Raw genomic sequence first — 21,415 nt, 5'->3', positions numbered from 1 at the left:
TTCTAGATACCATCGATCAAAGCGCGACGCTTCCCCATTTCCATATCTGCACCCGAATTGGCGCCAGGAACGCTCACAGGTTTTTAATTTCGCCATCGATTTTGGAACAAACATATTCGGCCTGCCATGGTCGCAACGCTATTCTGCTCATCAGGAATGCCTAAGCGAACGAGGATAAGCAGATGATTGATCTCCACTACTGGCCGACGCCGAACGGCAAGAAGGTTTCGATCTTCCTGGAGGAAACGGGCACGCCCTATCGGCTGGTGCCGGTCAATATCGGCCGAGGCGACCAGTTCAAGCCTGATTACCTCAGACTCAACCCCAATCACCGCATGCCTGCCATCGTCGACCACGAACCTGCCGATGGCGGCGATCCGTTGAGCGTCTTCGAATCCGGCGCGATCCTCTTCTACCTCGCCGAGAAGACCGGCAGATTCTGGCCGCAGGATCTGCGCGGCAAATACGAGGTCACGCAATGGGTGATCTGGCAGATGGCGAACCAGGGGGGCCGAAACTCGGCGAAGCCGGTCATTTCCGTCGCCTTGGCGATCGCGAAGGCGACCAGTCCTATGCGGTGCGGCGCTTCACCGACGAAGCCAACCGCCTTTACGGCGTTCTCAACATGCGGCTACGCGACCGGCGCTATCTTGCCGGCGACGAATTCACCATCGCCGACATCGTCAGCTATCCCTGGACCGTCAACTGGCAGGCACAGGGTCAGGACATCAACGAGTTCAAACATTTCAAGCGATGGTTCGAGGAGGTCGGCGCAAGGCCCGGCGTTCAGCGCGGCCTGGCGGTCGGCGCCGATCTTAGCACCGACAACAGTAAGCTCTCCGAAGAGGAACAGGCGCGCATCCGCAAGATCCTCTACAACCAGCGCGCCCTTCCCGTTCCGGATTGAGCCTAGCAATTCCAGCAAAAGTGCGCAGCGGTTTGCGTCCGGAATTGCGCAAAAGCAAGGCGCAGCGGGGCGACATTCTTCCAGAATGCCTGCACGAAAAAGCCGCCGGGCCATACGGCCGCGGCGGCTTGGGAATGGCTTGAAAGCAGCAATCAAGCCGTCGGCTGCTTGGTCTTCCTGAGATAGGGCAGAACCGTATCGAAGGAGCCGAAACGCGTGATTGCGTCTTCGTTGGAAACCGCGGCGGTGATGATGACGTCGTCGCCCTGATTCCAGTTCGCCGGTGTCGCCACCTGGTGCTTGGCCGTCAGCTGGATGGAATCGATGGCGCGCAGGATCTCATTGAAATTGCGGCCCGTCGTCATCGGATAGGTCAGGATCAGTTTGATCTTCTTATCGGGTCCGATGATGAAGACCGACCGCACGGTGGCGTTATCGGCAGGCGTACGGCCTTCCGAGCTCTCGCCGGCGCCGGCTGGCAGCATGTCGTAGAGCTTGGCGACCTTAAGGTCCTTGTCACCGATCAGCGGATATTCGACGTCGAAGCCGGTGGCGGTCTTGATGTCGTTCTTCCACTTGGCATGGCTTTCCACCGGATCGACGGAGATGCCGATGATCTTGGCACCACGCTTGGAAAATTCTCCGGCCAGGCCGGCCATGGCACCGAGCTCGGTCGTGCACACAGGCGTGAAATTCTTCGGATGCGAGAACAGGACGGCCCAGCCGTTGCCGATCCACTCATGGAAGCTGATCGGTCCCTGGGTGGTGTCGGCGGTAAAATCGGGGGCAATATCGTTGATGCGTAAGCTCATGGTCGGCCCTCCAAAGCCTTGTGTTCAATGTTGTTTATCTCAAATCGAGGCCATGGGATCCGTCCGCCGGAAGCGGTCGCGAGATTGCGGTCAACAGGATCGCACCGGCCGAAGGTAAAAACTTCCCATTCCAGGATTTTAAGTAAGTCATATACCACAATCACCGAAGGCATGCTCTTTCGATTTCCGGCCTGCTCCGGCATTATTTTTCCGGCAAGTGCGCGGGATGAAGAGACCGATGGTTTTTCCATCGGTCTCGTCACGAGCTGCAGGAGAACCGCCCTACCCTTCGCTCAGGCGGCCTGGACCGATTTGATCCTGTCGATGCCGCCGACAACAGGCGCGAAATCGTTCCACACACCTTGGGCGCCCTTCTGCCACTCGTCGAAGGCTTCCGGCTTCAAGAGCTTTCCGCCGTTGGCAAGCGCGGTCTCGACGGATTTGGATTCGTCGTCGACGATCAGCTGGTTGAAATAGGCAGCCCCTTCGCTGGAAGCCTGCTGGAACACCACCTTCTGCTCGTCGTCGAGGCCACCCCAGAAGGTCGAGGCATAATAGATGACGCCGGATGCCCAGATGTGGCCGGTCTCGGTCATATCGGGCACGACCTCATAGAGCTTGAAGCCGGCATAGGCCGATTTGGTCAGATCCATCGCGTCGGCGACGCCGGTTGCGAGCGCATTGTAGGTCTCGGTGATCGGAATGCCGATCGGCGTCGTGCCGAATGCGCTCCAGAGCTTCGTGTGCAGCGGGCTCTGGATGACACGGATGCGCTTGCCCTTGAGCTGCTCCGGCCGCGTCACCGGTTCCTTGGTCAGGAGATGGCGGGCGCCGTAATTGATGAAATCGCCGACGACGAAATTCTGCGCCTGCAGTTTCTGCTTGAGATCGGCGCCGACATCGCCGCCGACGGTTTTACGGACATGGTCGGCATCGCGGAAGAGGAAGGGCAGATCGAGGATCTGCAGTTCCGGCGCCCAGCCTGAGAGCGACGAAACCGTCGAAAGACTGGCCTGGATGGAGCCGAGGCGCACGCCTTCGGCCACTTCCTTCTCGCCGCCGAGCGCACCGTTTCTGACGATATTGAACTTGAACTGGCCGGGGAGTTTCGCTTCGACCAATTCGCCGATCTTCACCCAGATCTTCGTTTCCGGCTTGTCGTCGCCGAGCAGCGAGGCGATCGTGATCGTCGTCGTGCGGGCGGCGGCGCTGCGAACGAAGGCGGGCGCTGCAAGCGCCGTTCCAGCCAGAGCTGCGGTCTTCAGGAAATTGCGTCGATTAAATTTGTCCATGGGGTTGTCCTGTTTACGAGAAGATGATGGCCCAGGCGCAAAGGATTGCGAGCGAGACCAGGAGAGCGAGCAGATAGGGAACCACCGCCCGAAAGAGCTCCGAGGCGGGAATGCGCGTGACGCCGCTGACGACGAAGATCAGCATGCCGAGCGGCGGTGTCAGTCCATGGATCATCAGGTTGACGACGATGATCACGCCGAATTGGATGGGATCGATGCCGGCGGCGACCGCTGCCGGCAGAAGGATCGGACCGAAGAGCAGGATCGCGGCGCCGATGTCGAGAACGAGGCCGACCACCAGCAGGATGACGTTCGACAGCAGGACGACCGCAAGCGCGCTGCCGCCGAGCGCCGTCGTCAGGTGCGAGATCAGTCCGGACACGTCGTCGACCGCCAGCAGGAAGGCAAAGGGGCCGGCCGTGCCGATGAGAAGGCCGATCGCCGCCGCTTCGACTGCTGCCTGACGGAAGGCGGCATAGAGCGAGAGAACGCCGAGGCGCGCGCCGATGCCGAGCAGCAGCGTGTAGAAAGCAGCAAGTGCTGCGGCCTCCGTGGTCGTGACGATGCCGATGCGGATGCCGACGACGACGATGATGCCGAGCCCGAAAGCTGGAATTGCCTGGACCGCCGATTGCCAGCGCTGTCTCGCATTTGCGCGCGGCAACGGCACTTGTTCGCTGACCGTCAGATGGATTGCGACCGCCAGGCATATGGCCATCAATCCGCCGGCAAAGAAGCCGCCGACGAGCAGCGAGCCGACGGAAAGATTGGTGGCCGTCGCAAGGATGAGAAAGGCGATCGACGGCGGGATGACATTGTCGAGAACCGATGTCGAGGCGATGATCGCCGCTGCCTGTGCCGGCCGGTAGCCGTGTTTGACCAGCTCGGGCTGGAAGGTCGATGCGCCGAAGGCGGCATTTGCGACCGATGAGCCGGAGGCGCCGGAAAAGAGAACGCTGGTCAACAGCGTCGTCTGCGCCAACCCGGCCCGGCGATGACCGACCATGGCGGCAGCGAAGCGCACAAGCTGGTTGGCGACACCGGAGGCCGTCAGCAGGCCGCCGGCGAGCAGGAAGAAGGGAATGGCGAGCAGCAGGAATTTCGATATGCCGGTGACGGTCGCGGAAACGATCGCCGGCTCGGGCAGGCTGCTGCCGAAGGCGATGACGACATAGGCTGCGGCAAGAAAGGCATGCGGCAGCGGCGCAGCAAGCACGAGACCGACCGCGGCGATCAGTCCGAGGAAGATGCTCGGCGGCCAGTCGAGATCGAGCGAGACATGCGGGATGCCGGCATAGAGCGCGACACCGACGGCAAGCGAGAGCAAAACCGGCAGGATCTTGCCTTCGGCGATGCGCTGCAGAAGCAGCACGACGAGGATCAACGCGCCACCGGCGCCGAGAAAGCCGAAGCGGATCCATTCCGGCACGCCGAGCGTCGGCGACACGCCGCCAAGCATCGTCATGATCTCGCTGCCGCCGAAGCTCAGAATCAGCGCCGAAAGCACGGTGAAAACATCGGAGCCGATCGGCGTGACCTTCTGCAGGCTTTCCGGCAGCATCTTGACGAAGACGTCGAGGCGCATGGCAAGCGCGCTATTGAGGCTGAGCGGCGCTCCGAGCGCGATCAGACCCACATGCAGCCAGATACCGAGATCCTCGGCGCCGATGAAGCCGGCGCTGAAGAAATAACGGAGGCAGACTGTGACGAGCACCATGGAGAGCAGCGCGGCGAGAACGAGTGCCGCCGCAATGCCGAGAACCGCTTCGATCGCCCTCAAGGCGCGCGCCGCAAGTCCATCATCCAGAGCGGTCCGTTCGATCGAATGAAATTCGCTGGTGGCCACAAAACGTACCTTCTGACTTCCCTGCTGACATCGAACCGCGGCAGCTCCTTTTCGCCGAAACGATAGGTTTCCTCAAGCAGCGGATGCTGGAAAAGATGAAAGTATCGACAGCGGCCGATCAGGCCGGCTTCTGGCGGCCGTAGAGCAGGAGCATGCCGATGATGACGGCGCCGTAGATGAGCTGGCGGCCGGCTTCCTCGATCTGCATCACCGAGAGGATGGATTGCAGCAGGGTGATCAGGATGACACCCGCCACCGTTCCGAGGTAGGAACCTTTGCCGCCGAGCACATGCGTGCCACCGAGAACGACGGCCGCGATCGACGGCAGCAGATAGGCGTCGCCCATGGATTGCGACGCCTTTGACGCGTAACCCGCCAGCAGAACGCCGCCGAGCGCGCTGAGCCCTCCCGAAATAACAAAAGCCAGAAGCGTAATGCGACGAGTATTGATGCCGGACATGTAGGCGGCGCGCTCCCGGTTTCCGATGGCGTAGAGCGACCGGCCGAACGTCGTCCGCGTCAGCATGAAAACCGCGGCCAAACCCACGCATAGCCAGACGAGAACCCCGTTAGGGAGTCCCGGGATTGTGTAGCCGGTTGCCAGGAACCGCATGGCCGGGGTGGCCGAATCCTGCGGGGAGAAGCCGCCGGTGTAGACGACCATCAGCCCTTGCGCGACGGCATTGGTCGCCAGCGTGATGATCATCGAGGGAATGCGGAGATAGGCGACCGCCAGGCCGTTGACGAGACCGATCGCAGCGCCGCAGAAAATGCCGAAGGGGATCGCCAGAACCGAGCCGGTCGTACCGTAAGCCGTCGCGGCGCAGGCCATCATCGCACCTGTCGTCACGACCCATGGCACCGAAAGGTCGATCTGGCCGAGCAGGATGACCGCCATCATGCCGGTGGCGATGACGCCGAGGAACGAGGCCACCTTCAGCTGCTGCAGCAGATAATCCGGCGACAGGAAATTCGGCGAATAGATCGATCCGGCGAGCAGAAGCAGGATGATGCATCCGAAGGCTGTCGCCACCGCCGGATCGATACCGCGCAGGCGTGTGGGCACTCGAAGCTGCCGCATGAGGGACGCTTCCTCGCTCATTGAAACCACTCCAGCCGATTGCGGACCCTCGCAAGCCCGATGCAGCCGATACTGATCGCCAGCATCAACACCACGCCCTGGAACAGCGGCTGCCAAAGCGGATCGAAATCGAAGACGAAGAGCAGGTCGCCGATCGTGCGAAAGGCCAAGGCTCCGAAGACAGCGCCAACGGCGCTTCCCTTGCCCCCCGCAAGGGAAACGCCGCCGAGCACCACCGCCGCGATCGAATAGAGCGTGTAGGCGTTGCCGCTCGCAAACGCCGCTTCGCCGGTATAGGAGAAAAAGGTGAGATAGAGCCCGCCGATCGCCGAAAGCAGTCCCGCCAATGCATAGGCGGTGAATTTCGCCCGCTTGACCGGCATTGCCGACATATAGGCGGCGTTCTCGGCCGAACCCACCGCATAGGCCGCCCTGCCGATCGCCGAGCGGCTGAACGGAACCCAGATGACGACAATGGAGGCGAGGAGAACCACGAGGCTTGCCGGAACGATCCCAAAGAGCTTCGAGGTGAAGGCATCGGCCAAATCCTCGTTGACCGAGCCGCCGGGCGTCGGTCGCAGCAACAGCGCCAGCCCATAGAAGATCGCGCTGGTCGCGATCGTCGCCACGATCGGCTGCAGCCGGCCGAAGATGATGATGAGGCCGTTCAGCATGCCGCAGCCCAGCCCGGCGAGCAGCACCACGACGATGCCAGTTCCCGTCTGCAGCGGCGTGCCGACGACCAGCCAGGAGGCGAGGCAATTGCAGAGGACCAGAACCATGCCGGCCGAGAGATCGATGCCGGCGGTTATGACGACCAGGCATTGCGCCATGGCGACGAAGGCAAGCAGCGTCGCCTTGTTCGAAGCCGTCTGCACGACGTTGGGCGTGAAGCCCGCCGGGTGGTTCGAGACGTAGAGAGCGAACATGGCGACGAAGAGGAGTGCGGCAAACAGCGTTCCCTTCTGCTGCGCATACCAGAACCGCCGGTCGCCGGAAGCATGCTTGTTCATGGGGCAATCCTTTGCGCTGCGTGGTCGCGGGCGATGTTGAGAGCTGCGCCGATCAGTTCGTGTTCGTTGATCTCGGCGCCTTCGAGCTCGCGGATAATGCGGCCGTCATACATGACGAGCACGCGGTCGCAGCAGCCGATCAGTTCATCGTAGTCGGTGGAGTAGAAGATGATCGCCGCGCCCGCATCGGCAAGCTTGTGCAGCAGCAGATAGATTTCCTGCTTGGTGCCGACGTCGATGCCGCGCGTCGGATCGTTGAGCAGGATGATACGCGGCCTGTTCATCAGCCATTTGGCGATAACCACCTTCTGCTGGTTACCGCCGGATAGCGCGGCAACGGGCATGTCGATCGTCGCGGCCTTGATCGCCAACAGCTTGAACAGATCGTCGATCTCGCGTCGTTCGGCCGCCCGATCGATGACGCCGTTGCGCGAGACGCGGTCGAGGGCTGCAATCGACAGGTTCTCGCGCACGGTCATCGGCAGCATCAGCCCTTCGGTCTTCCGATCCTCGGGGATCAGCGCCATGGATATGCCGCCGGACTTGGCATCACGCGGGCTTTTCAGCGTCACCGGCCTGCCGTCGATTACGACTTCACCCTTCACATCGCGCAGCACGCCGAAGAGGGCCAGCAGCAATTCGCGCTGTCCCTGCCCGTCCAGGCCGCCGACGCCGATGATCTCGCCGGGCTTGATATCGAAGGTGATGCCGGAAAGCCTATCGCCCCAGGAAAGGTCGCGGCAGGAAAGGACCGGCTTTACCTCTCCGCGACGCGCCGGTTTCGGCGGAAAGACATTGCTGTATTCGCGGCCAATCATCAGCTCCACCACCTGCTGGTCGGTCTTCGTGCCGGCCGGATAGGATTCGATGCTGCGGCCGTTGCGGAAGACCGTGCACTCATCGGCCAGCTGGGCGATCTCGTGCATGCGGTGGGAGATATAGATTAGCGCCATTCCCTCGGCGCGCAGGCGCTTCAGTACGGCAAAGACCTTTTCGACATCCGACTGCGTCAGCGCCGAGGTCGCCTCGTCGAGGATCATCAGCCGCGGCTTGCGGGCAAGCGCCTTGGCGATCTCGACCATTTGCCGCCGGGACAGAGGGAGGTCCTTGACCAAGGCGGACGGATGAATGTCGGAGGCGCCGGCGCGCGCCAACGCTTCCTCGGCGATCCGCCGCTGCCTGCGCCGGTCTATCATGCCGAATTTCAGCGGTGGATTGCTGATGACGATGTTGTCGGCGACCGAGAGGTCGGGGATCAGCGAAAGCTCCTGGAAAACGCAGACGATGCCCGCCGCATTGGCGGCGGCCGGCGAGGCGAAGGCGATCTCCTTACCGTCGAGCAGCATGCGTCCTTCATCAGGCGCCACGACGCCCGCCATGATCTTGATCAGCGTTGATTTGCCGGCGCCGTTCTCGCCGAGGACGGCATGGATCGCGCCCGGCCGGATGGCGATATCGGCATCCTTAAGCGCGACGGCACCGCCATAGCGTTTCGATATGCCTTCCATGCGGAAAAGCGGTTCGGGCAAGGTCATGCATCCAGCCTCCATTCGGTCTATCACCTTCGAGATTGCGGGTGCGAACACCCGCAATCAGATCCGGAGGACGGCTGCTATTGGTTCTCTTTGGACTGCCCCATGATTTCCTGAGCGCTGAAATTAATGCCGCAGGTGGGGAAGGAATTGCCGACGAAGAAGTTGTCGGACTGGGTGGGATAATAATCCTCGCCCTCCTTGAAATCAGGATCCGAAACAACCGCGGTCGGCAGCTTGACGGCCTGCGGCACGACCTGACCCTCAAGGGCTGCAATCGCCGTCTTGATGGCGACGGCGACCTGGGCCGGGCCGGTGCCGGCGGACGAGCACTTCAGGCCGTCGGCGGCATGGGCAGCGCAGAATTTGCGGAAGCCATTTTCCGTCTCACCGCCGAAGGGCACGAAGGGATGTTTGGCATCGATCATCGCCTGCACGACGCCGGTATCGCCGCCCTGGGCAGTGATGCCGTCGAACGGGCCGTTGGTGGCGATCGCGTCAGCGGTTGCCTTCTGGGCAACGCCGTCATCCCATTTTCCGACGACCTCGGTTACCGTGAACTTCTTGCCCGAGGCGTCCAGGGTTTCGTGGATGCCGTTGTGGCGATCCGTATCGACCGAGGTGCCGGCGACGCCACGCACTTCCAGCACCTTGCCACCGTTCGGCAGATGCTTCACCAGCCAGTCGGCCCAGAGGACACCGAGCCCCTTCTGGTCGACGTTGACATTGATAGCGTCCTTGGTGTCCAGGATATTGTCGAAAGCGACGAGGACGACCCCGGCCTCCTTGGCGCGCTTGATCACCGGCCCGAAGGCGGTCGGGTTCTGCGCGTTGACGACGATGGCATCATAACCGGCATCGATGAAGTTGTTGATGGCGGAAATCTGCGCCGGCACATCCTCGCCAGTGGAAACGACCTTGAACTCCTTCAGCTTGGCCGCGACATCGGGCTGGGCGGCGTAGGCCTTGGCCGTCTGCACCATCTGGATACGCCAGGTGTTGGCGATATAGCCGTTGGCGAGCGCGATGCGATAGGGGCCGTCCTTCTTCGGATATTGCAGGAACTGTGTATCGGCTGCCCACGGCACCATGCAGCCGGGCTCGGCGGCCGGACCGGACACGACCTTCGGTTCCGCACTGGCCGCGCCGCAGAGCAGGGCAAGCGCGGATACGGAAAATGCGGCAATGCGAGCCAATTTGGCTTCTTTCACCTTAAACATGAATGTTCTCCTCCTCAGGCGGACCGAGCCGCCTCTCCTATGCTTTGATTTGCATACTTGGTCCCGGAAGGCTCCACCCCGTCCCTTTCCGGTACAATTTTAGGTTAACATAGTTGACAGCGCTGTCAAATCGTATCTGCTAGCGCTGTCAACTACAGCAATGAGCGAATATTCTCTATTTTTAAAGAATATGAGAATCAATATTATGGGACGAATGGCGGGACTTGCATGCGGCGGATAACACTTGATGACGTGGCAAATCTTGCCGGCGTCAGCCCGATCACGGTTTCGAGGGTGCTGCGCAAGCCCGATGCGGTCTCGCCAGGCCTGCGGCTGCGCGTCGATGCCGCCGTCAAGGAACTCGGCTATGTGCCGAATATTGCCGCGAGCCGCCTCGCCTCCTCGCGCACGCATGCGATCGGCGTCATCGTTCCGACCCTCTACAACGTTATCTTCGCGGAATATCTGTTTGCCCTTCACGAGGTGCTGGTCGCCGCCGGCTTCCAGGTGATCGTCGTCAACAGCCGCTATTCCGAGATCGAGGAGGAAAACGCCATCAAGGCATTACTCGGGCAAAGGGTGGAGGCGATCATCATCGCCGGCACTCATCACACGCCGCTCTCGCGTCAGCTTCTCGCCCAGGCTCGTCTGCCCGTTGTCGAGACCTTCGAGCTTTCTCCAAACCCGATCGACCTCAACATCGGCATGTCGCAGGAGCATGCCGGGCAGACGGCGACGCAGCACCTGATCGAACGGGGTTTCCGCCGAATCGCCTTCCTGACCGGCAATCTCGACCACCGCGCCCAATCGCGTTTCGACGGCTACCGGCTGGCGATGCGGGAGGCGGAGCTGCCGAATCAGGAGATCATCGCCGAGAGGCCACGCCATAGCTCCGTGGCACTCGGCTCCGACCTCTTCGCCATGACGCATGAACGTGGCGACGTGCCCGAGGCGATCTTCTGCACTGACGACAATCTGGCGCTCGGCGCCATGCAGGAATGCCGCAAACGCGGCATCCGTGTGCCCGATGACATCTCGATCATCGGATTTCACGACCTGGAATTCGCCGCCTGCGCCGCACCCTCCCTCTCCTCGATCGCGACTCGGCGTTTCGAAACCGGAAAACTCGCGGCCGAAAGGGTGCTTGCCGCGTTGAATTCCTCCGTGGTATCGAGGGCCGAGCAGATCGACCTCGGCTTTGCCTTGATTCCGCGCGAAAGCACGGCAATCTGATCATATATTGTGCATGCTTAGTTTTTGCACACTTTCCAGGCTGGCGCGCTTGCCAAATTTGCTGCACTGCGTCATGAATATAGTCATGACGCATCTCGATCTGACAATTCTGGTGATCGACGAAAATGCCATTCGCGCCTCCATCATCGAAGAAGGCCTGCGCGAGGCAGGGCATGTGCGCGTCACTGTGGTGCACGAGGTCAACGGCATCGCGCGAATCATCGAAACGCTGATGCCCGACGTGATCATCATCGATATCGAAAATCCCAACCGCGACATGATGGAGCATCTGTTCCAGCTGACGCGCACGGTCAGCCGCCCGATCGCCATGTTCGTCGATCGCTCCGACACGGCCTCGATCGAGGCAGCTGTCGATGCCGGCGTCTCGGCCTATATCGTCGACGGATTGAAGAAGGAACGCGTCAAACCGATCCTAGACATGGCCGTCAGCCGCTTCAATGCCTTTAACCGGCTGCGGCGGGAGCTTGCCGATGCCCGCTCCGCGCTGGAGGAACGCAAATTGGTCGAGCGCGCCAAGGGCATATTGATGAAGATGCGCGGCCTCTCCGAGGAAGAGGCTTTCGCCCTGCTGCGCCAGACAGCGATGAACGAAAAGAAGAAGATGTCGGAAATCGCCCAAAGCGTCGTCACTGCCGCGGGGCTGTTGATGTAATGGCCGACCTGATGAATTTCCGGAGGAAACCGGAGTGGATATGATGACAACGACCTCCAACTCCGGCGGCGACATGCCCTCGCCCGTGCGGGTGAACAATGAAGGACCGAAAGTACTGCGGGCCGGTTTCATTCCGCTCGTCGATGCATCGGTGCTGATTGCGGCCGCAGAATTCGGCTTCGCGCGGAAGGAAGGCCTGACGCTCGACCTCGTCAAGGACGTCTCCTGGGCGAATGTGCGTGACCGCCTGGCATTCCGCCAGTTCGACATTGCCCACATGCTGTCGCCGATGCCGGTCGCCTCCATGCTCGGCCTCGGCTCCAATCCCTCACCGACGATCACGCCATTTTCGCTGGGGCGCGGCGGCAACGCGATCACGCTGTCGACGCGGCTCTTCGACAGGATGCGGAATGATGTGGGATTGCCGGAAACGGCAAGCGCGCTCGACAATGCCCGCGCCCTGGCAAAAACATTGGCGGCAATGAAGGCCCGCGGCGAGCCGCTGCCGACTTTCGGGGTCACCTATCCCTTCTCCTCGCACAATTACGAATTCCGCTACTGGCTGGCGGCCGGCGGCATCGATCCCGACAAGGATGTCAAGCTCGTCGTCGTGCCGCCGCCCATGACTTCGGATGCGCTGGCAGCCGGTGCGATCGACGGATTCTGTGTCGGCGCGCCGTGGAACATGGTCGCTTCGGAGCGCGGCGTCGGTCGCATCGTCGCTGCCAAGCAGGATATCTGGCCGTCGGCACCGGAGAAGGTGATCGGCATGCGGCCGGACTGGGCGGAAAGCCATCCGGAAACCGTTTCCCGGCTGATCGTGGCGCTCGACGCGGCAGCCCAGTGGTGCGACCGGCCGGAAAATCACGATGCGCTGGCGGCAGCTCTTGCCGACCCGCGCTATATCGCTGCCCCCGTCGAAATCATTCGCCGTGTGCTCGCCGGCGAATTCAGCCTCGACGCAAAGGGTAACCGCCGCATCATCACCGATTATTTCATGTTCCATTCCGGCTTCGCCAACTATCCCCGGCCAAGCCAGGCGCTGTGGATTTACAGCCAGATGATCCGCTGGGGACAGGCCGAGATCAGCCTCAACATGGCGAGGGCCGCAGCATCCGCTTACCGCCCCGATCTCTATCGCACGGCTCTCGGTGACGACAAAGCACCTGAAGATGCCGATATCCGCATCGAAGGCAGTGACGAGCGCGACTGTTTCATGGACGGCCACGTCTTCGACCCGGCGAGGCTGCCGGACTATGTCGCAGGTTTTGCCGTCAAAAGCGCCCTCGCCTTCGTTTCCGACGACGAGGTCTAACCGATGCCGGCCTGCACAAAACGCCAGCAAGCATCTGCCCGCCTCACGACAAGCGCACAAAATATTTGCATGAGCGGGTGGCGGCCCGAAAAACAAGCAGGCGGTGCGTTTCGTAAAATATCATTTTTATTCAGCGGCTTGAACGTAAATCACCAAACTGGCACGCAGCTTGCATGACCTTTATAGCGCCGGTCAATGACGATCAGCGCAGAGTGAGCGCGCGATGGACGCTCACGGAAGACACAGAGATTGCTCTTCGGATGAAGAGGTAGGTTTTAGCTTGAGCAATCCGGCCAACGGATTGCTTCCAGGCAAATGGGCCAGAAGGCCCAAGAATTCGGCGTCCAACGGCGGGCGCCACCAGCAAAGCCGCTGATCAGGATATTTCGCGCGCCTCGGGTATGCGCGTCCTGACCAGCGGCTTTTTGTTTTAACCCTCAGCGATGGATCGGCACGACCTTGTCGGGCCTCGGAGAAGTTATGTCTGTCATCGAGAAATCACAGCCCATGTCCGCCGGCGAGCCAGCCAAGGCATTGTGGATCTCCACTGTAGCCTTCACCCTCTGTTTTGCCGTCTGGACGATCTTCGCGATCATCGGCATTCGCATCAAGCAGGATCTCGGCCTGAACGAGGCCGAGTTCGGATTGCTGGTCGGCACCCCCGTGCTCACCGGTTCGCTTGTGCGCATCGTTCTTGGCATCTGGACGGGGCGTTACGGCGGCCGTCTCGTTTACACCCTCACCATGCTGGCCGCTGCATTGGCGACCTTTCTGCTCTCTTACGCCCAGACCTATACGCAGATGTTGATCGCCGGCCTCGGCGTCGGCCTCGCCGGCGGCTCTTTCGCAGTCGGTGTCGCCTATGTCTCGCCTTTCTTCCCGGCGGAGAAGCAGGGAACCGCGCTCGGCATCTTTGGTGCCGGCAACGTTGGCGCGGCCGTAACCAAATTCGCAGCCCCCTTCGTGCTGATCGCATGGGGCTGGCAGGCGGTTGCTGAGATCTGGGCCGTCGGCCTGGCGCTGATGGCAATCGTCTTCTGGTTCGCCACGACCGATGATCCGGCCTTCCGTCTCCGCCGCGAACGCCGCGTTGCCACCAAAAGTTTCGTCGAGGAATTCGCGCCACTCCAGAACGTTCAGGTCTGGCGCTTCTCGCTTTACTATTTCTTCGCCTTCGGCGGCTTCGTCGCCCTGTCGCTGTGGCTGCCGCGCTATCTGGTCGGCGTCTACGGCTTCAACCTGGAAACCGCCGGCATGATCGCGGCCGCCTACTCCATCCCGGGCAGCATCTTCCGCGCCTTCGGCGGCGTGCTGTCGGACAAGAAGGGCGCACGCAGCGTGATGTATACGATGTTTGCCGTGTCGGCCGTCGCCACCCTCATCCTTTCGCTGCCGGCCGCCGACGCCTCCGGGACGGGTCCGGCGTTCGGTATCACCCCTGTCATCTTCATCGTCGTCATCTTCGTGCTCGGCTTCTTCATGAGCCTCGGCAAGGCTGCCGTCTACAAGCACATTCCGGCCTATTACCCCGAAAACGTCGGCGCAGTCGGCGGCGTCGTCGGAATGATGGGCGGCCTTGGCGGCTTCATCCTTCCGATTGCCTTTGGCCTCCTCAAGGACATGACCGGCCTTTGGTCCAGCTGTTTCCTGCTGCTCTTTGCGATCGTCGTGATCTCTCTCATCTGGATGCACCTGTCCGTCAAGCAACTGTCGCGCCAAGGGCACTCGGCGCCCGTTGCTGCAACCTGATCTAAGGACCTGGAAATATGACCGAAAAACTTGTCATCATCGGCAATGGCATGGCGCCCGGGCGCATGCTGGAGCACCTCTTCGAGCAGGCGCCGGGTCGCTATGAAGTTACGATCTTCAATGCCGAGCCGCGCGTCAATTACGACCGCATCATGCTGTCGCCGGTTCTCTCCGGAGAAAAGGACTACGAGCAGATCATCATTCACGGCGATGGCTGGTACATCAAGCACGGCATCATGCTCTACAAGGGCCACAAGATCGTCAACATCGATCGTGCCGCCAAGACCGTCACCTCCGACCACGGCGTCACCGAAAGCTACGACAAGCTGGTGATCGCAACCGGGTCCGTGCCCTTCATCATCCCTGTTCCCGGCAAGGATCTGCCCGGCGTCATCACCTATCGCGATCTCGACGACGTGCAGGCAATGCTGCTTGCCGCCCAGTCGCGCGAAAAAGCTGTCGTCATCGGCGGTGGTCTGCTTGGCCTGGAAGCAGCGGCCGGTCTAGCCCAGCGCGGCATGGACGTCACCGTGCTGCATGTCATGCCGACGCTAATGGAACGCCAGCTCGACCCGGCCGCCGGCTACCTGCTGCAGAAGGCTGTGGAGGAACGTGGCATCAAGGTCATCTGCAAGGCCAATACCAAGGCGATATTCGGCAACGGCAAGGTCGAGGGCATCGAGCTTGACGACGGCCGCATCATCCCGGCAACGCTGGTCGTGATGGCCGTCGGCATTCGTCCGAGTGTCGGTCTGGCGAAGGATGCCGGCCTTGCGGTCAATCGCGGCATCGTCGTCGATGCCGGCATGCAGACCTCGGACGGCAATATTCTCGCGCTCGGCGAATGCGCCGAGGTGGGCGGCATGGTCTATGGCCTCGTTGCGCCGCTCTATGAAATGGCCCGTATCGCCGCCGCGCATCTCTCCGGCGATCGCTCGCCCGCCTTCGTTCACGCGGATACGCCAACCAAGCTCAAGGTCACCGGCATCGAGCTTTATTCCCTCGGCGATTTCGCCGACGGCGACGACCGCGAGGAGATCGTGCTGCGCGATGCCAGCGCCGGCGTCTACAAGCGTCTGGTGCTCAAGGACAATAAGATCATCGGCACCGTGCTTTACGGCGAGACCGCCGATGGCGCCTGGTTCAACGACCTGAAGAAGAAAGCGACCGATATTTCGGAGATGCGCGAGACGCTGATCTTCGGACAGGCCTATCAGGGAGGGTCGCCGCTGGACCCTATGGCGGCCGTTGCAGCCTTGCCGGATGACGCGGAGATTTGTGGCTGCAACGGCGTATGCAAGGGCAAGATCACTTCGACGATTTCAGGCAAAGGGCTGACGTCGCTCGACGACGTACGCGCCCATACGAAGGCCTCCGCCTCGTGCGGTTCCTGCACCGGTCTCGTCGAACAACTCATGGCGTTGACGCTCGGCGACAGCTACAATCCGACTGCCGTCCAGCCGATGTGCACCTGCACCGAACTCGGCCATGACGACGTTCGCCGGCTGATCAAGGCCAAGGGTCTGAAGAGCATCCCTGCCGTCATGCAGGAACTCGAGTGGAAGACCTCCTGCGGCTGCGCCAAATGTCGGCCGGCGCTCAACTATTACCTCGTCTGCGACTGGCCGGACGAATATGCCGATGACTACCAGTCGCGGTTCATCAATGAACGTGTGCACGCCAACATCCAGAAGGACGGGACCTACTCCGTCGTTCCGCGCATGTGGGGCGGTGTCACCAATTCGAACGAGCTGCGCGCCATCGCCGATGTCGTCGACAAGTTCGAGATCCCGATGGTGAAGGTCACCGGCGGCCAGCGCATCGACCTGCTCGGCATCGAGAAGGAAGACCTGCCCGCCGTCTGGGCCGATCTCGGCAAGGCCGGCTTCGTCTCCGGCCAGGCTTATGCCAAGGGTCTGCGCACCGTGAAGACCTGTGTCGGCTCGGACTGGTGTCGCTTCGGCACCCAGGATTCCACCGGCCTCGGTATCCGGATCGAAAGGTTCATGTGGGGCTCCTGGACGCCGGCCAAGCTGAAGATGGCTGTCTCCGGCTGCCCGCGCAACTGCGCGGAAGCAACCTGCAAGGACATCGGCGTGATCTGCGTGGATTCCGGCTTTGAGATCCATTTCGCCGGTGCGGCCGGCCTCGACATCAAGGGCACGGAGGTCCTCGGGCTTGTCCGGACCGAGGACGAGGCGCTGGAGTATATCGTGGCCCTGACGCAGATGTACCGCGAGCAGGCCCGCTATCTCGAGCGCATCTACAAATGGGCAAAGCGCATCGGCCTGGAGGAAATCCGCCGCCAGATCATGGGCGATGCCGAAAAGCGCAAAGCCTATTACGACCGCTTCGTCTTCTCCCAGAAATTTGCCCAGGTCGACCCCTGGTCGGAGCGTGTCTCCGGCAAGGACAAGCATGAGTTCAAGCCGATGGCGACGATCGGCTATCCGCAGGCTGCAGAATAAGGAGATGGACATGAACTGGATCGCAATCGGTGACATCTCCGACATCCCGCTGCGCGGGGCGCGCTGCGTGAAGACGCCGCAAGGCAAGATCGCCGTCTTCCGCACGGCCGAAAACGAGGTCTTTGCCATCGAGGATCACTGCCCGCACAAGGGCGGCCCGCTCTCCCAGGGCATCGTCCACGCCAAGTCAGTCACCTGCCCGCTGCACAACTGGGTTATCTCGCTGGAAACAGGCAAGGCGCTCGGCGCCGATGAAGGCGAGGTTCGGACGATCCAGGTGCTGAATGAAGACGGCAGGCTGTTCATCGCTCTGGAAAGCCTGATGATGGCGGCGGAATAGATGGCGGCGGAGGTCAAGACCACCTGTCCCTATTGCGGTGTCGGCTGCGGCGTAATCGCCACGGTCGACCAGGCAGGCGCAGTCAGCGTCAAAGGAGATCCCGAGCATCCGTCGAATTTCGGCCGGCTCTGCTCGAAGGGTTCAGCCCTTGCCGAAACTATCGATCTCGATGGCCGGCTTCTCTATCCCGAGATCGAGGGCAAACAGAGCGGCTGGGACGAAGCGCTTGATCTGGTCGCCCGCCGTTTTTCTGAAACGATCGCCGAACACGGGCCTGACGCCGTTGCCTTCTACGTCTCCGGCCAGTTGCTGACCGAGGATTACTATGTCGCCAACAAGCTGATGAAGGGCTTCATCGGCTCCGGCAATATCGACACCAATTCAAGGCTCTGCATGTCCTCTTCCGTGGCGGGGCATCGCCGCGCCTTCGGCGCCGATACGGTGCCCGGGACATATGAGGATATCGAACTTGCGGATCTGGTGGTCCTGACCGGCTCCAACCTTGCCTGGTGTCATCCCGTCATCTACCAGCGGCTTGCCGCCGCAAAGACGGCGCGGCCAAACATGCGGATCGTCGTCATCGATCCACGCCGGACGATGACCTGCGACATCGCCGACCTGCATCTCGCCATCCGTCCTGATGGCGACGTTGCGCTGTTCATGGGACTGCTTGCTCATCTCGCGACAAGTCCGGCAATCGACCAGAATTATATCGGCGCCCATACCGAAGGTTTCGGCGACGCTTTTGCCGCCGCCGCCGCGCTTGATATCAACGATCTCCTGGAACGGACCGGCCTGCCCGCCATGCAGATCAGGGAGTTCTTCCGCCTGTTCGAGACGACGCCGAAGGTCGTGACCTGCTACAGCCAGGGCGTCAACCAATCCTCCTCCGGCACCGACAAGGTCAATGCCATCCTCAACTGCCACCTGGCGACCGGCCGCATCGGCCGCCCCGGCATGGGACCGTTTTCGCTGACCGGCCAGCCGAACGCCATGGGCGGGCGCGAGGTTGGCGGTCTCGCCAATATGCTTGCCGCCCATATGGCGATCGAGAATGCCGAGGACCGGGACCGCGTGCAGCGCTTCTGGAACTCGCCGGTCATCGCCGCGAAACCCGGCCTGAAGGCGGTCGACATGTTCCAAGCCGTGGCCGACGGGCGCATCAAGGCGCTGTGGATCATGGCGACCAATCCCGTCGTCTCGATGCCGGATGCCGACAGTGTCGAAAACGCGATCGCCGCCTGTCCCTTCGTCGTCGTCTCGGACATCCTCAAAGAGACGGATACGACCCGGCACGCAGATGTGCTTTTGCCCTCGCTCGGCTGGGGCGAGAAGGATGGCACCGTCACCAACTCCGAACGGCGCATTTCAAGGCAACGGCCGTTTCTCGACGTCCCCGGCGATGCAAGGGCCGACTGGTGGCAGCTTGCGGAGGTCGGACGCCGCATGGGATTTGCCGCCGCCTTCGATTTTGATGTGCCGGCGGCAATCTTCGCCGAGCACGCCGCGCTTTCCGCCTTCGAAAATAACGGCAGCCGCGATTTCGACATCGGCGCGCGCGCCGGCATGAGCGGCAGCGCCTATGACGAGCTGTCGCCCTTCCAGTGGCCGCAGGCGGCAGGGACAGAACCGAGCATCACCCGCTTCTTCGCCGAGGGTGGTTTCTTCCATCCCGATCGCAAGGCGCGCTTCGTCGCGGTCAAACCGCCCTCAACCGATCGCACCAATGCCGAGTACCCCTTCACGCTGAATACCGGGCGCATCCGCGACCAGTGGCACACGATGACGCGAACAGGAAAGAGCGCGCGGCTTTCCGCCCATATCGCCGAACCCTTTGCCGAGATCCATCCGCGCGACGCGATCGAGACCGGTATAGCAAGCGCCGGCCTCGTCGAGATCGACAGCCCGCACGGCAAGGCAATCGTGCGGGCGCTGGTGACCGATCGCCAGGCGCGCGGCGGCATCTTTGCGCCGATGCACTGGAACGACCAGTTCGCCGCAAGAGCACGGATCGACGCCGTGGTCGCGCCGATAACGGACCCCATTTCCGGTCAGCCGGCGTCGAAGAACGTTGCCGTCGCCGTCCGGCCGTTCCGCGCCGCGCATTACGGCTTCGCCGTCTCCGCCACAAAACCCGCCACGCCTGACGCGGCCTATTGGGCGCTGGCGAAAGCCGCCGGTGGCTGGCGGCTGGAGCTTGCCTTCGGCGACAACGTCGAAGACTGGACGGCCTGGTGCCGGGCGGTTTTCGCCCTTCCGGCCGAGATCGAACCGCTTGGTTATGCCGACCGGCAATCCGGCGACCTCAGGCTCGCCTTCTTCGATGGCGAGGTCCTGCTTGCGGCGCTGTTTCTGGCACGCGAGCCCGTCGCTGTCGCGCGCAACTGGGCGATCTCGCAGCTCTCTGCCTCGCATGGCGACCTCAGGAAACGCTTTGCGCTTGTTGCGGGTCGTCCCGGCGCCGGAAGGCCGGATCCGGGCGCAACCGTCTGCTCCTGCTTCAGTGTCGGGGTCAACCAGATCGCCGCTGCCGTGCGCGGCGGATGTCACAGCGTCGAGGCGGTCGGCAAGGAAACCAGCGCTGGAACCAATTGCGGCTCCTGCCGCAGCGAAATCGGCAGCATCATCGATCGCTGTCTTGCCGCAGCCGCGGAGTGAACAGCGCAAATGTAAGCAGGACGCAGCCGGAGCCCTGTCAGGCCGCGTTCGGGACGATAAGCATTCTGTGATCGGGGGAGATGCGGACCGAGATCTCGTCATAGGATGAAAGAGTCGGGTGCGGCGTCTCCATCTTTTGGTGATGTGTTGCCGTGATGACCATGACATCGGCACCCGCCGCCTCGCCGGCGGCAATGCCGGCTGCGACATCCTCGAACACAAGGCAATCCTGCGTGCTGACGCCGAGGCGTTCGGCGCCGAGAATATAACATTGCGGGTCGGGTTTTCCGACCTTGACGTCTTCCGCCGTCACCATGAATTTCGGCACCGGCAAGCCTGCTGCCTCCAGTCGCCGGTGAGCAAGGCGCAACGGCGAGGAGGTGACGATCGCCCAGCGATCCGGGGGCAGTGAACTCAGAAAGGTCGCGGCGCCGGGAATGGCCACGACGTCGCTGACATCGGCGATTTCGGCCTCGGTCACCAGCTTCGATTCATGTTCGGGATCGACTCCAGGCAGGTTCAGCCGGGTGATCGTGTCAATGCCGCGAGATCCATGCATCTTCGGTAAAAAGGCGGCGACATCGAGCCCGTGACGCCTTGCCCAGTCGCTCCATACACGCTCGGCCGCACGGATCGAATTGAGGATGGTGCCGTCCATATCGAACAGGAAGGCGGCAAAGGGCTTCTCGAAGCCGCGGGGCATCGGCATAGACAAAAGGCTGATCCTTCAGGGAAAGAGTCGAATGGTGGTCGCTGTCGCGATGAAACGGCAAATCATTGGGTTTTGCAAGCTTTCGGGAATGGCGGTGACGCCTCCCGACCGCCTTCACCTAAAAAGCCGCCGTACCGGAAGTGACGATCAAGTCGCAGGAAAGCCGGAGGCCGATCGGGTCGTGGCAGAGGTCGTCGGCACCATCGGCGAATTCCAGTGCGGCCGAAGCATCGGTGCGCAGGTAGGCCTGCGTAGCCGGATCGACGCGCATCGGAGCGGCGGTCCAGAGTGAGGGACGGCTGAGTCGATCGCTGAAATTTTAGCCTTGTCATTCCTGACGGCGTAGGAGGCGACCGCCATGCCACTCATCGTCAAGGTGAGTGCAAGTACGATCTGGAGACCGAGATCTGCGGCTTCGCGAAAGGAGATGAACATAGCGGCCTCATGCCACGGTTTTTTAGTATCTCCGCATGCAAGTAGGACATGTGCTGGCGCCGATCCAGCGACATCGCCCGTTAAGGTTTACGCATAACCATGCCGGGCACGCCGCAGAGCTTGAATGCA

Annotated in this window: 16 protein-coding genes and 3 pseudogenes; 8 read left to right on the top strand and 11 right to left on the bottom strand. The window is 61.8% G+C overall.

The genetic code is table 11. The features are described from left to right. Window positions 1-182: 182 nt before the first annotated feature. Window positions 183-907: pseudogene (locus tag RlegSU303_RS08535) on the top strand (glutathione binding-like protein). A 152-nt stretch (window positions 908-1,059) separates the two neighbouring features. Here the strand turns inward: RlegSU303_RS08535 and RlegSU303_RS08530 are convergent. From RlegSU303_RS08530 to RlegSU303_RS08495, 9 genes and pseudogenes are all read right to left on the bottom strand, one after another. Then, window positions 1,060-1,719: a peroxiredoxin gene (locus tag RlegSU303_RS08530; RefSeq protein WP_168279462.1), complete on the bottom strand. Its 660-nt coding sequence runs from the start codon at window positions 1,717-1,719 to the stop codon at window positions 1,060-1,062. Continuing rightward, window positions 1,716-1,970 carry a hypothetical protein gene (locus RlegSU303_RS08525; RefSeq protein WP_231283644.1) on the bottom strand — a complete coding sequence of 85 codons (255 nt, stop codon included), beginning with the start codon at window positions 1,968-1,970 and terminating at the stop codon, window positions 1,716-1,718. The genes RlegSU303_RS08530 and RlegSU303_RS08525 overlap by 4 nt, the downstream gene beginning before the upstream one ends. A gap of 42 nt (window positions 1,971-2,012) precedes the next feature. Then, complete coding sequence (locus RlegSU303_RS08520) at window positions 2,013-3,011, bottom strand: TRAP transporter substrate-binding protein (RefSeq protein ID WP_168279461.1); 999 nt, start codon at window positions 3,009-3,011, stop codon at window positions 2,013-2,015. A 13-nt stretch (window positions 3,012-3,024) separates the two neighbouring features. Beyond that, the gene (locus tag RlegSU303_RS08515) at window positions 3,025-4,857 is read right to left on the bottom strand and encodes a TRAP transporter large permease (protein WP_168279460.1); all 1,833 of its coding nucleotides are present in this window, start codon (window positions 4,855-4,857) and stop codon (window positions 3,025-3,027) included. Next, window positions 4,788-4,972 (bottom strand): annotated as a pseudogene (locus RlegSU303_RS34535) (hypothetical protein); the annotation flags it as partial. The pseudogene RlegSU303_RS34535 and the gene RlegSU303_RS08515, both read right to left, overlap by 70 nt. 3 nt (window positions 4,973-4,975) lie before the next feature. Next, complete coding sequence (locus RlegSU303_RS08510; protein WP_072638700.1) at window positions 4,976-5,959, bottom strand: ABC transporter permease; 984 nt, start codon at window positions 5,957-5,959, stop codon at window positions 4,976-4,978. Continuing rightward, entirely contained in the window at window positions 5,956-6,951 is a 996-nt protein-coding gene (locus tag RlegSU303_RS08505; RefSeq protein WP_017960140.1) for an ABC transporter permease, read from the bottom strand. Before RlegSU303_RS08505 ends, RlegSU303_RS08510 begins: the two co-directional genes overlap by 4 nt. Then, complete coding sequence (locus RlegSU303_RS08500) at window positions 6,948-8,486, bottom strand: sugar ABC transporter ATP-binding protein (protein ID WP_020485986.1); 1,539 nt, start codon at window positions 8,484-8,486, stop codon at window positions 6,948-6,950. Before RlegSU303_RS08500 ends, RlegSU303_RS08505 begins: the two co-directional genes overlap by 4 nt. Before the next feature lie 77 nt (window positions 8,487-8,563). After that, entirely contained in the window at window positions 8,564-9,703 is a 1,140-nt protein-coding gene (locus RlegSU303_RS08495; protein ID WP_131663850.1) for a sugar ABC transporter substrate-binding protein, read from the bottom strand. A gap of 228 nt (window positions 9,704-9,931) precedes the next feature. Here RlegSU303_RS08495 and RlegSU303_RS08490 point away from each other — a divergent pair, with 228 nt between their 5' ends. From RlegSU303_RS08490 to RlegSU303_RS08460, 7 genes are all read left to right on the top strand, one after another. Then, the gene (locus RlegSU303_RS08490) at window positions 9,932-10,936 is read left to right on the top strand and encodes a LacI family DNA-binding transcriptional regulator (protein WP_017960137.1); all 1,005 of its coding nucleotides are present in this window, start codon (window positions 9,932-9,934) and stop codon (window positions 10,934-10,936) included. Window positions 10,937-11,021: 85 nt separating this feature from the next. Beyond that, a complete protein-coding gene (locus tag RlegSU303_RS08485) occupies window positions 11,022-11,609 on the top strand; it encodes an ANTAR domain-containing response regulator (protein WP_018241751.1) in 588 nt (195 codons plus the stop codon). Between the two features lie 34 nt (window positions 11,610-11,643). Beyond that, on the top strand, window positions 11,644-12,924 hold the full coding sequence (locus RlegSU303_RS08480; RefSeq protein ID WP_017960135.1) for a CmpA/NrtA family ABC transporter substrate-binding protein: 1,281 nt from the start codon (window positions 11,644-11,646) through the stop codon (window positions 12,922-12,924). A gap of 480 nt (window positions 12,925-13,404) precedes the next feature. Then, complete coding sequence (locus tag RlegSU303_RS08475; protein WP_231283643.1) at window positions 13,405-14,673, top strand: MFS transporter; 1,269 nt, start codon at window positions 13,405-13,407, stop codon at window positions 14,671-14,673. A 17-nt stretch (window positions 14,674-14,690) separates the two neighbouring features. Next, window positions 14,691-17,141 (top strand): nitrite reductase large subunit NirB, encoded by a 2,451-nt coding sequence (nirB, locus tag RlegSU303_RS08470; RefSeq protein WP_017960133.1) that lies wholly within the window; start codon window positions 14,691-14,693, stop codon window positions 17,139-17,141. Window positions 17,142-17,145: 4 nt separating this feature from the next. Then, window positions 17,146-17,481: a nitrite reductase small subunit NirD gene (nirD, locus tag RlegSU303_RS08465; protein WP_017960132.1), complete on the top strand. Its 336-nt coding sequence runs from the start codon at window positions 17,146-17,148 to the stop codon at window positions 17,479-17,481. Then, window positions 17,482-20,139 (top strand): nitrate reductase, encoded by a 2,658-nt coding sequence (locus RlegSU303_RS08460; protein WP_017960131.1) that lies wholly within the window; start codon window positions 17,482-17,484, stop codon window positions 20,137-20,139. A gap of 37 nt (window positions 20,140-20,176) precedes the next feature. On the opposite strand, the gene RlegSU303_RS08455 is transcribed toward RlegSU303_RS08460, so the two are convergent. Further along, entirely contained in the window at window positions 20,177-20,854 is a 678-nt protein-coding gene (locus tag RlegSU303_RS08455; protein ID WP_017960130.1) for an HAD-IA family hydrolase, read from the bottom strand. A gap of 115 nt (window positions 20,855-20,969) precedes the next feature. Beyond that, window positions 20,970-21,286, bottom strand: a pseudogene (locus RlegSU303_RS08450) (hypothetical protein). Between the last annotated feature and the right edge of the window lie 129 nt (window positions 21,287-21,415).

The organism is Rhizobium sp. SU303 (genome assembly GCF_021052345.1).
Taxonomy (GTDB): Bacteria; Pseudomonadota; Alphaproteobacteria; order Rhizobiales; family Rhizobiaceae; genus Rhizobium; species Rhizobium laguerreae.
Note: the sequence above shows the minus strand (reverse complement) of the source record. Positions and strands in the feature narration are given on the sequence as shown.

Bases quoted from the DNA above. Each gene is read 5' to 3' on its own strand.
- nirB (WP_017960133.1), top strand. From the start codon at position 14,691: ATGACCGAAAAACTTGTCATCATCGGCAATGGCATGGCGCCCGGGCGC.
- RlegSU303_RS08460 (WP_017960131.1), top strand. From the start codon at position 17,482: ATGGCGGCGGAGGTCAAGACCACCTGTCCCTATTGCGGTGTCGGCTGC.
- RlegSU303_RS08520 (WP_168279461.1), bottom strand. From the start codon at position 3,011: ATGGACAAATTTAATCGACGCAATTTCCTGAAGACCGCAGCTCTGGCT.
- RlegSU303_RS08510 (WP_072638700.1), bottom strand. From the start codon at position 5,959: ATGAGCGAGGAAGCGTCCCTCATGCGGCAGCTTCGAGTGCCCACACGC.
- RlegSU303_RS08475 (WP_231283643.1), top strand. From the start codon at position 13,405: ATGTCTGTCATCGAGAAATCACAGCCCATGTCCGCCGGCGAGCCAGCC.
- RlegSU303_RS08490 (WP_017960137.1), top strand. From the start codon at position 9,932: ATGCGGCGGATAACACTTGATGACGTGGCAAATCTTGCCGGCGTCAGC.
- RlegSU303_RS08525 (WP_231283644.1), bottom strand. From the start codon at position 1,970: ATGGAAAAACCATCGGTCTCTTCATCCCGCGCACTTGCCGGAAAAATA.
- RlegSU303_RS08530 (WP_168279462.1), bottom strand. From the start codon at position 1,719: ATGAGCTTACGCATCAACGATATTGCCCCCGATTTTACCGCCGACACC.
- RlegSU303_RS08485 (WP_018241751.1), top strand. From the start codon at position 11,022: ATGACGCATCTCGATCTGACAATTCTGGTGATCGACGAAAATGCCATT.
- RlegSU303_RS08505 (WP_017960140.1), bottom strand. From the start codon at position 6,951: ATGAACAAGCATGCTTCCGGCGACCGGCGGTTCTGGTATGCGCAGCAG.
- nirD (WP_017960132.1), top strand. From the start codon at position 17,146: ATGGACATGAACTGGATCGCAATCGGTGACATCTCCGACATCCCGCTG.
- RlegSU303_RS08495 (WP_131663850.1), bottom strand. From the start codon at position 9,703: ATGTTTAAGGTGAAAGAAGCCAAATTGGCTCGCATTGCCGCATTTTCC.
- RlegSU303_RS08500 (WP_020485986.1), bottom strand. From the start codon at position 8,486: ATGACCTTGCCCGAACCGCTTTTCCGCATGGAAGGCATATCGAAACGC.